At 65.8% G+C, this 973-nt stretch carries 1 protein-coding gene and 1 pseudogene; one reads left to right on the top strand and one right to left on the bottom strand.

Annotation, left to right across the window (positions count from 1 at the left end):
* A pseudogene (locus ACOADB_RS01195) lies at positions 1-518 on the bottom strand (site-specific integrase); the annotation flags it as partial.
* Between the two features lie 199 nt (positions 519-717).
* On the opposite strand from ACOADB_RS01195, the gene ACOADB_RS01190 reads away from it, so the two are divergent.
* A partial coding sequence (locus tag ACOADB_RS01190; RefSeq protein WP_378596097.1) for a hypothetical protein occupies positions 718-973 on the top strand: 256 nt, incomplete at its 3' end.

Below are 973 nucleotides of genomic sequence, written 5' to 3'. Positions count from 1 at the left end.
TCCGGTGTCGGGATCGTCATCGCCGCCTCACGCTTGCGCTGACGGGGGAGCCGCACCCGCACCGTCGGGTCGGTCGCGACCATCCCGTCACGGACTGCGGCCCGAAACACCGACCGAACGTTCACGAACCGGGTCTTGATCGTCCCGGGCGCCAGCGGCGCAGATCGCTCGGGCGAGGCGACGGTCATCGACTTCACCCAGCCCTCGACATGGCTTGGCCGGATCTTGCGCAGGTCCATCTCCGCGAACGTGGTCGATCGGACCGCGAGGGACATCGCCTTGCGGGTGCCGTCGGTCCAGACCTGGTCTCGCTCCCAGGACTCGAAGTACCGCCGGAAGGAGACCTTCCCCGCCTGCGGGTCGACCCACCGTCCGCGGTCAAGCGCGTCGAGCTGCTGCCGTCGCCACTTGATCGCATCGACCTGTTTGGTGAAAGCCCGCTCGTGCTGCAGGCCCGTCTCCGGGTTGCGGTACCGGGCGCGCCACGAGTTGCCGCGTTTCGTGATCCCCTCTGGCATCGGGACTCCTCTCCGAGACCATCGAGAGTAGGTCGATGATCCGACCTCGTCGAGGTAATCCGTGACTCGTTGGTGGTGCGTTCCGGTTGTTGCCGAGTGTTCTGGCTCTGGGCTGAGGCGGACACTTTGTTGGGTGCGCCGCACCCCTCCGAACTGCAATCAGGCACGCCCTCGGGCCCTGGTTGTCTAGGGTGCCGACATGAAGGTGAGCGAGCGGCGCAACCATGCTGCGCACGGGGTCCTGTCGCGTGCCGAATGGATCGAACTCGCGGCCGACCCCAGCTCCCAGGTTCGCAAGGCTGTCGCCGGCCGCGAAGATGCCATGCCTGATGCTCTGATCGCGTTGGCGACAGATGAGACGAAGAGCGTGAGAGAAGTCGTCGTCGAGAACCCGACTTGTCCAGGCGACGCTTTGGTGAAGTTGGTGTGCGATCCAGACCCGTACATCAGCAGGG

Origin of the sequence: Nocardioides sp. CPCC 206348, assembly GCF_048654705.1 — a bacterium.
GTDB lineage: Bacteria > Actinomycetota > Actinomycetes > Propionibacteriales > Nocardioidaceae > Nocardioides.
Note: the sequence above shows the minus strand (reverse complement) of the source record. Positions and strands in the feature narration are given on the sequence as shown.